We start from the raw sequence: 8,644 nt of genomic DNA, 5'->3' as shown, positions 1-8,644 counted from the left end.
TATAAAGTGGTCCCTGCATAGTCGGCAATATTCTGACGGCTTAAGGGCATATCAATCTGAATCCCCGACCGGGTTCTGGTCCCGGCCCGCCTCATGATCCGCAGCAGGGTACGGGCAATCCGCTGATTTACATGCTCGGTACACATTTCAAGGTAGCGATTCTGCAAATCATCAATACGTTCCAAAATGGTGTTTAGCAGAGTGGTTGTGACAGCCGGATATTTTTGCATGAGTTGCAATATTGTCGGTTTGTCCCACAAGGTTACCTCGGTATTTTCTATTGCCTCGGCAGTGACCGGATAATCCCAATTTTTAAGTACAGCCACTGCTGCTGTCAATTCTCCGGTACTGATATAGCGGAGAATGACCTCTTTGCCCTGATCGTTGAGTTTGGTCAGTTTTAACCGGCCCCGATTCACCAGTACAACATTTACAGCAGGATCTCCTTGATGAAACAGAATACTTTTTTGGGGTATGATTACCCTGCGGCTGCTTTTTAATACATCTATATATTCCTGGTGGGCAAGATCTTTGAAAATTTCTGACAGATCAGGTTCATCAAAAATATTTGGCATCACATTCATGAGGGGGCCGTGTGGATTGAGTAGTCTATTATACTTCCTTTGTTTTAGCAGGAGCAGATGATATGTCAAGAAGAAACCAGCTGAAAACTTAGGCTATACGCCCTAAAAACCCAAATTGTAAAAGGGCCTATCCACTTTATTGTCCTTAAAACTGGGCATTTAATTGATTTTTCACAGTTTTTACCACAAAAAGCAAACACCGCTGCCATTTTTGATGGTTTTGAGATCTAACTGCAACCATTATGGTTCCGTTTCGTTACATCTTAAAAAAATCACCGTTGAGCATAGCGAATAAGGCCCGTTGAGTGAAATGAATAAGGCAGGACGTAAAGTTGACCACCTTGAAAAGTGGGTCTACTTTACATGTCCTGCCATCTTACCCTCGAAGATTTATACAGAATATTCGGGATAAATGCAGATATTCGGAGAACTCTTTAAAAATCTGCATTTATCGATAAAAAACATGCGGAAATCTATCATAAGGATACATAAATCTATAATTATCGCTAAATTTTATTCAAATTTTTCACTTATTAAATTAACAGCGGATTTTGCTTGGGAAGGTGCTAAATGAGCATATCGCATTGTGATATTAATATTGCTGTGGCCAAGCAATTGACTGACCACCTCAAGTTTAACCCCATCTTGTACAAGCCAACTTGCAAACGTATGACGCAGTGTATGGAATACAACTTTATGTCTGGAATCTTTGATTCCATCATTTAGGCCGGCTTCCTCAACAGCCTGTTCAAAAATTTTTGGTGCGGACAAGGTAAATATTTTTTTGTTTTTATTATGTGAAATTATTTTAAAAGCTGTTCCATTTAAAGGAACGACTCTGTTTTTATGCGTTTTAGAGTCTAAAATACAAATATTCCGGTCACTATTGTTAATATTTTCAGAACCGAGATTAAATATTTCCCCTCGGCGTAGCCCGGTGTTAACGGCAAACAATGATATATCAAACCACGCTTTTGATGTTTTCTTTAAAATATTTAGAAGCCTATCAAATTCTGATCTTGAAAGATAACGTAACCTGCGGTTATCAAATTTTGGCATCACATTTCTGAATTTAGGCACCTGCACAGAGGGGTCATAATCGACAATTCGGTTAAGGATTCTACGCAGTAAGGATAAGCAATGAAAAATAGTCTGAGGGCTCAATTTTTTTGCCTCCAACGATTTGCGTAATTCGAAAAGATCAAAAATGGTCAATTCATTTATGATTTTTTCCCCAACTATCGGAGAAATGTGATTTTTCCATCTGCCGTTCTCTGTAGTCTGACTTCTTTTTGAAAATGATTGTAAAATAAAATCATTATAAAAATTCCACGCTTCATTAACTTTTCTGATCTGTTTCAAGTAAATTCCTCCTCAATTAAAAATAAAAAATCAGGGAACTTCATTTGACATTGGCAATGTATTAGCAAAGTTTATACCATGTATCATATCTCTATAAATTCAGATTGTTATGTTATTTACGTAAAAGGCGCCAACCTCAAATATGCAAGAATGAATTGTTTCTTTATATCGTAACACGCTATAATTAGGGTGAAAAAGTGATTTGCGCCTAGTTTTGTTCTTTGGTTACAAGATATGCACTTTTGGAAAAAAATTGTTGCTTTTTTCTGAAAGCGGCTTATACTGCAACATAGGCGTAATGTATTTGAGAGAAATTTATACAGAAACGTAAGGCGACGGCCTGCAAAGCCGTTATTCCCCGGTTCAAATCCGGGAGCCGCCTCCAAAATAAAATCAAGGGGTTAGGATGAAAATCCAGCCCCTTTTTTAGTGTCTGAAAAATACGTTCCCCCACACTATTCCCCCACACCCAAGACCATTTTAGTTTGGATTATTTCCCACAACTCATAAGACCCGTAAGACCCGGCCCCTTGTATGAATTTTAATGGAGCGCAGGCGCTTGATCAGTACTCGTCAAAATTTAGAGGTTTCGGGCAATAGGATAAGGCATATGATCAAAAAAAACATTGACAATGACAGTGGTTTTGGGTACTGTTCGGTGTTCATTTGATGGGCCATTAGCTCAATTGGTAGAGCAACTGACTCTTAATCAGTAGGTCCTGGGTTCGATTCCCCGATGGCCCACCACCACAGCAATAAGGCTTTCAGCGGTTTTTCGTTGGAAGCTTTTTTTGCTTTTTAAAGACTTTCTGTGTGAGGGTCTGTGTCAGTGATGTCCGGCTATGTTTTTGAAAAGCAAATTTAATGCAATTTTTTATAACGACCATGTCCTTACGGACACAACAAACAATGAAAGATGTGAGTATTGAGTATTGAGAAAACAGCTTGTTTTAAATCTCAATACTCAATACTCAATACTCATAACTTTCATATAAACAGCCATGGGCTGACCTGACATATCAACTGACAGGCATAGCCCACAACAAGCCTTTAAAGATCTGAGTACCTTACCCAGCCATTCTTATAAAAAAACGCATTTTTTTGTTGACAAAAGGGCGGATAGAGGAGATTTATGCATCTCTGGTTCGTTTTAATAAGTCGGATAAAAATGGTTTAAATCAACCGTCCACATTGGCAGATAATCGCTACTCTCAAAACCGTTGTTAAGCCATAATCCCGGGAAACCGTTATCTTTAGGTTTGCTTAATCTGATAAAACATTCGCAGATATACAGCCAACCGTCTTTACCGATCAGCGGAAAACCTTTTGATGTTTTGATTTGTTCCCAGTCTGGCAGAATAAGTTTATAAAGGGCAATCAAGGCTTCTTCCGTGCTTTTGGACTGTTTAAAGATATGGTCAACTTGCTCTTTTGTTATTTCCATGAGACCTCTTTAACCTCCTGGCTTAAATCTCAAATCTTTTATTCTTAAAATAGTTCTAAATGCAATATAAGTACCATGATTGAAAAATATTTCTATACAGGATGTTATGATTTTCTGCGGGTGAGGGTGGGGGTGGTCTTCGATACTTTTTTATCCAATTCTTGGGTAAATTTTTTGTTATTTGGAAATCAATGCATACTGTTGGTGAAATATGTTTTAAAATAACCGATTGCCCTGGCAAAAGTAAAATAACTTTACCCAATCCTGTTTTTTTAATATGAAAGAGAAGTGTAAATAAACCGCTTTCCTTTGTTAAAGAATTTTATTCTCAAGGAGAAAAAATGCCTGTAATTGTCCAATATATTGTTGTCAGGGATGGAGATAAAAAGATGACATTCGCGACAAAAAAAGAAGCAGACGACTATGACAAGATGCTAGATATTGCCGACAATTTGTTTGATTTTCTTGAAAATTCCGATATCGTTCTTGATGAAACCCGCAAAGAAGAAATCTCCCTTTTGTTGGCTGAAAAACGCGATGAGGTGATGCCCATTTTAAGGGGCGTCTCCCCCAAAGCCGAAAACAACCGTAAAAAAAACGCATCTTCTTTGGAAACTGCCAAAATCCGGGGCAAAGCCGTTGCAAAACAGCCTGCGTCCAAACAGGCCGAGACCTCTGAAGCCAACACAGATCCTGAAGTCAAGCCTGTTGCCAAGTCTGGGGCCCAGGCCGTTCCCCCCATAAAGGGGGCATCTTCAAAAAAGAGTGGATAGACGGGATAATTCTTTAAATCCAAGTGTCGGCTTTTGGCCAAAGGAAAATACCTATGCCGTCTTTTTTATTTAGGCTGATGCGTGTGCTTGCAGTTGTGCTGTTTGCAGCAGGCGTGGCTTTGTGGTTATTTGTTTCTAAAGAAAAACCCCAAAAAAAGGAAATGGTTAATACGCCTCCCAAGGTGTTATGTGTTCCGGCAGTATCGGGCAGTGCTGATATGATCGTTGAAGCCTTTGGGACGGTTATGCCCCGAAACAGTGTGAAGCTGGCCATGGAGATTGCAGGCCGGATTGATTATGTCCATCCTGATTTCCGTGAAGGTGCAAGCATTCATAAAGATGAGATTCTTTTGCGCATTGACCAGCGCACCCTTGTCTTGAATGAAAGAAATGCCCGGGTCCTTGTGGATCAGGCCCGGGCCGATATCCGCCTGCTTGAACAGGAAATATCGAATTTAAAGGCAGATGCCGGGCTTGCCCGTTCTAATCTGCAACTGGCTGCCAAGGAGCTGGAGCGGGTCAGGGCGCTGGCTGAAAATCAGTTTGCATCCAAAACCAGTTTGGATAAGGTGGAACAACAGTATCTGTCCGCGAAAAACCAGTTGCAGAAAATCACCAATGCCCAGGAACTTGTCCCCTCACGGATGGCCTTGAAAAAATCAGCCTTGGCTTCGGCACAGGCTGCACTTGCAACGGCTTCTCTGATGCTTGAAAAATCCGAAATTAAAGCAGGCTTTTATGGCTTTGTGGTGGCCAAACAGGTCCAGGTCGGGGAAATATGTTAATCCGGGCCAGGTGCTTGGGGTGATGTATGAAAAAGATGCCCTGGATGTGGATATCCGTGTTCACCTTGAAGAACTTCAATGGCTGGGTTCTGTTTTTGAAAACGGGGGGCGGCCCCAAGTGATTATAACTATTGCCAATCTGGAAGGCGGACGATCTCCGTTGTGGCCGGGTCATGTGGTCAGAATTAAAGCCGCCATTGACGAAAAAACCCGGACCATGCCCATGACGGTGGAAATTGGTAGCCTGGATGTTAAAGATCCTTTGCTGCTGCTCAGACCCGGTGTCTTTGTTAAGTGCCGTGTCAAAGGGGAACAAAAAGAAAATGTGTTTAAGATTCCACGAACACTCATGCGCTCTCCCGATACCCTGTATCTGGCTAAGGCAAATCATCTCGTGATTAAGAGGGTCAAAGTGATCCGGCGGTTTGAAGACGATGTTTATATTACAGACGGCTTAACCCCAGGTGATCTGATCATTGAATCTCCCCTGCCCGGGGCTTTAGACGGTATGGCAATCACGGTTAAAAAGGCCGGGGAGAACTAAATGAAGGCCCTTGGCAAATGGTCGGTGGAGCATCGGGTTACGGTGAATCTGATCATGGTCTTTCTGATTGTGGCCGGGATGTTTACGGCCATGAACATGAAGCGGGAGATGTTCCCGCAGTTCTCTTTGGATATGATCAGTATTGCCGTGGATTACCCGGGTGCCTCCCCCGAGGATGTGGAAGAAGGTATCTGCATCAAAATTGAAGAACAGCTCAAAAGTCTTGAAAATATCAAAACAATGTATTCTACGGCGGTTGAAGGACATGCCGGCGTGGTACTGGAACTGGATGCCGGCACGGACATTGCCGCCAAGCTTAACGAAGTCAGAACAGAGATTGACCTGATTGACTCTTTCCCCACCCTGGCCGAAGATCCTGTGGTGATTGAGATCAAAAACAATGAGCCGGCCATTTATGTGGCTGTTTACGGTGATGTGGCCGAACGAACCCTTAAACAGACTGCCGAGAAAATCAGGGATGATCTGGTGGGTTTTGATGAAATATCGCTGGCAGAACTCATGGGGGTTCGGGAGTATGAGATCTCCGTGGAGATTTCAGAAGAAAATTTGCGCAACTTTTCCCCCTCTTTTGATGATGTGGTGCGCGCCGTGGGCTCGGGAAGCCTTGAATTGCCCGGCGGGCTGATCAAAACCAGTGGTGGCGAATTTTTAATCCGGGCCAAGGGCAAACGGTATCCCGGTGCTGAATATGAACAGATTCCCCTGGTGACAAGGCCTGACGGCACTGTGGTCCGGCTCGGGGATGTGGCCCGGGTGGTTGACGGATTTGAGGATCTGGACCTTCAATCCCGTTTTAACGGGCAACCTGCTGCCATGGTGGTGGTAAAACGCACCGATTCCCAGGATACCATTGCCATCTCCAACCGGGTGCTTGCCTATCTTGATAATGCCCGGGACGATCTGCCCAAAGGGATACGTCTTGGGTACTGGTACAATATAGCGGACATGGTTCAGGAGCGCATTGATCTTTTGCTCAAAAACGGAACCCAGGGGATTATCCTGGTGTTTGTGGTGCTGGCCCTGTTTCTGGATTTAGGCCTTGCCTTCTGGGTAGCATCGGGTATTCCTATCTCCTTTACCGCGCTATTGTGTCAAAAATAGGTATTTTACTCTGGTACTGGGCCTATGATGTCTGATCATCAGTTTAGGACTGATTGCCGGCGGCCATGTGCCGTACACTTTTTTCCCAAAAAGTGATTCCAACTGGATGTATTCGGAGATTGTTTACCCTTTGGGCACCCCCTTTGATACCACCCAGAAAACAATTAAACAGATTGAAACCGGGGCCTTTAAACTCAACGATTATTTCAGGGATCGGGTTGAGGACAACAAAGATCTTATCGTAAATACCTTTTCCCTGGTGGGGGTTATACCACAACGGGACTGGAAAGAGGGGGTATCGGGCGGGCATTGCGGTATCGCCTGGATTGAGATTTTACCGTCTGCAAAGCGTCCGGATATCCTGGCTTCGGAGGTGACAAGCAAATGGCGGGAATTCACGGGTGATATTCTGGGGACTGAGCAGTCTACATTTAGCATTATCGGCAGCGGTCCCGGAGGAAATCCCATTGAGATCCGTCTGCACGGAAGTGAGCTTTCCCAAATGGAAGCGGCAGCCCAGGCCCTTAAGGAGGAGATTGCATCCTATCCGGGCACCTTTGACATCACCGATGATTTCAGGCCCGGAAAGATGGAAAAACAGATCTATATCCAACCGGGCGCCGAATCTTTAGGCGTGACTATGGCAGACATCGCCACCCAGCTTCGCCAGGGATATTATGGTGATGAAGTTCTTAAAATCCAGCGGGGAAAAGATGATGTCAAGGTCATGGTCCGGTATTCCAAGCAGGAGCGGGAGACCGAAGCCAGTATAGACCGGCTTCGCATCCGGACAAAGGACAATCGTGAAATCCCCTTGAACCAGGTGGCGCGCATTGAGACCCAGAGGGGGTACGCGACAATTAAGCGCGTGGACAGGCACAGGGTGATCACCGTGACGTCCGATCTTGATGAGGACACTGCCAATGCCCAGAATATTGTCAAAGATTTAAGTAAAAAATTTTTGCCTGACATGATCAAGCGCTTTCCCGGGATTCCCTATGACCTTGAAGGCCAGGCCAAGCGCAGCAAAGAGTCCATGGAAAGCCTGATCAAAGGATTTGTTGTGGCAATCATGATTATCTTTCTGCTTTTAGCAAGCCAGTTTCGCTCCTACAACCAGCCATTGATTATTATGACCGCTATCCCCTTTGGCCTGATCGGGGCGGTTGTGGGACATTTTGTAATGGGTCTGGATATTACCATGATTTCGATTTTCGGAATTGTGGCCTTGTCCGGTATTGTGGTTAACGATTCCCTGATCCTCATTGATTTTATAAATGTTGAAGTTGCTAAGGGGACAAAGGTGTTTGAGGCTGTGGTCAAGTCCGGTGAAACCCGGTTCCGCCCTGTGATTTTGACTTCCTTCACCACGGTGGCAGGCCTTGCCCCGCTTTTAACGGAAACAAGCTTCCAGGCCAAGTTTCTTATCCCTATGGCCGTGAGTTTGAGTTTTTGTCTGGTTGCAGCCACGGCGTTGACACTTATTTTTGTACCGGCCCTGTATGTGGTGATCCGTGAATTAACCTTGTTTGTGACAGGCGATCAGGATGTACCCTAAAACTAATCGTCTTCCCGGTGGGGGCCGTCGTCCATGGTTTGAATAAAGGCCTGGAATTTTTTAAAGGTGGATGTGTCCATGGCATGCTCCATGCGGCACGCAGTGTCATCAGCCTTTTGTTCCTCCACGCCGACAAAACGGATCAGAAAATCTTTTAACATAATATGACGTTTTTCAATTTCTTTTGCTATTTTTTCACCTTTGGGTGTCAGGGTTACATAGCCGTAGGGTTCATAATTGATCAGTTCCTGGGCTGCCAGTTTTTTGAGCATCCCGGTGACGGATCCGCGCTTGATGTCAAGCCGTTCGGCAATATCCTTTGACCGGGCAACCGTATTGGTCGTTTGAAGTTCAAGTATGGTTTCAAGGTAGTCTTCCAGGCTTTCGGACAGGTCAATTGCTTTTGTCATTCATCTTCCTCCGGTTGAAATTTAGCATTTCTTATAATGAAGCGTCTTGATAAGTTTATCAA

Annotated in this window: 9 protein-coding genes and 1 tRNA gene; 6 read left to right on the top strand and 4 right to left on the bottom strand. The window is 44.1% G+C overall.

The features are described 5' to 3' along the window. Together AB7U36_RS13205 and AB7U36_RS13200 are read right to left on the bottom strand one after the other, a co-directional pair. Window positions 1-575: Crp/Fnr family transcriptional regulator (locus tag AB7U36_RS13205; protein WP_428160228.1), on the bottom strand; the 575-nt coding region annotated here is incomplete at its 3' end. A 522-nt stretch (window positions 576-1,097) separates the two neighbouring features. Further along, complete coding sequence (locus AB7U36_RS13200) at window positions 1,098-1,946, bottom strand: tyrosine-type recombinase/integrase (RefSeq protein WP_428160227.1); 849 nt, start codon at window positions 1,944-1,946, stop codon at window positions 1,098-1,100. A gap of 671 nt (window positions 1,947-2,617) precedes the next feature. Here AB7U36_RS13200 and AB7U36_RS13195 point away from each other — a divergent pair. Next, a tRNA-Lys gene (locus tag AB7U36_RS13195) sits at window positions 2,618-2,693 on the top strand. A gap of 403 nt (window positions 2,694-3,096) precedes the next feature. Here the strand turns inward: AB7U36_RS13195 and AB7U36_RS13190 are convergent. Beyond that, window positions 3,097-3,390, bottom strand: coding sequence for a hypothetical protein (locus AB7U36_RS13190; RefSeq protein ID WP_428160226.1), 294 nt, complete (start codon window positions 3,388-3,390; stop codon window positions 3,097-3,099). A 341-nt stretch (window positions 3,391-3,731) separates the two neighbouring features. Between AB7U36_RS13190 and AB7U36_RS13185 the strand changes: the two genes are divergently transcribed. From AB7U36_RS13185 to AB7U36_RS13165, 5 genes are all read left to right on the top strand, one after another. Next, window positions 3,732-4,163, top strand: coding sequence for a YebG family protein (locus tag AB7U36_RS13185; protein WP_428160225.1), 432 nt, complete (start codon window positions 3,732-3,734; stop codon window positions 4,161-4,163). Window positions 4,164-4,216: 53 nt separating this feature from the next. Beyond that, window positions 4,217-4,948 (top strand): HlyD family secretion protein, encoded by a 732-nt coding sequence (locus AB7U36_RS13180; protein ID WP_428160224.1) that lies wholly within the window; start codon window positions 4,217-4,219, stop codon window positions 4,946-4,948. Window positions 4,949-4,970: 22 nt separating this feature from the next. Next, window positions 4,971-5,492 carry an efflux RND transporter periplasmic adaptor subunit gene (locus tag AB7U36_RS13175; RefSeq protein ID WP_428160223.1) on the top strand — a complete coding sequence of 174 codons (522 nt, stop codon included), beginning with the start codon at window positions 4,971-4,973 and terminating at the stop codon, window positions 5,490-5,492. Then, window positions 5,493-6,614 (top strand): efflux RND transporter permease subunit, encoded by a 1,122-nt coding sequence (locus tag AB7U36_RS13170; protein ID WP_428160222.1) that lies wholly within the window; start codon window positions 5,493-5,495, stop codon window positions 6,612-6,614. A 67-nt stretch (window positions 6,615-6,681) separates the two neighbouring features. Continuing rightward, window positions 6,682-8,172, top strand: coding sequence for an efflux RND transporter permease subunit (locus tag AB7U36_RS13165; protein WP_428160221.1), 1,491 nt, complete (start codon window positions 6,682-6,684; stop codon window positions 8,170-8,172). A gap of 2 nt (window positions 8,173-8,174) precedes the next feature. On the opposite strand, the gene AB7U36_RS13160 is transcribed toward AB7U36_RS13165, so the two are convergent. Continuing rightward, the gene (locus AB7U36_RS13160; protein ID WP_286818251.1) at window positions 8,175-8,582 is read right to left on the bottom strand and encodes a metal-dependent transcriptional regulator; all 408 of its coding nucleotides are present in this window, start codon (window positions 8,580-8,582) and stop codon (window positions 8,175-8,177) included. Between the last annotated feature and the right edge of the window lie 62 nt (window positions 8,583-8,644).

Source organism: Desulfobacter sp. (genome assembly GCF_050177295.1).
The sequence above is the reverse complement of the archived record's forward strand: the minus strand, read 5'-3'. Positions and strand labels throughout refer to the sequence as shown.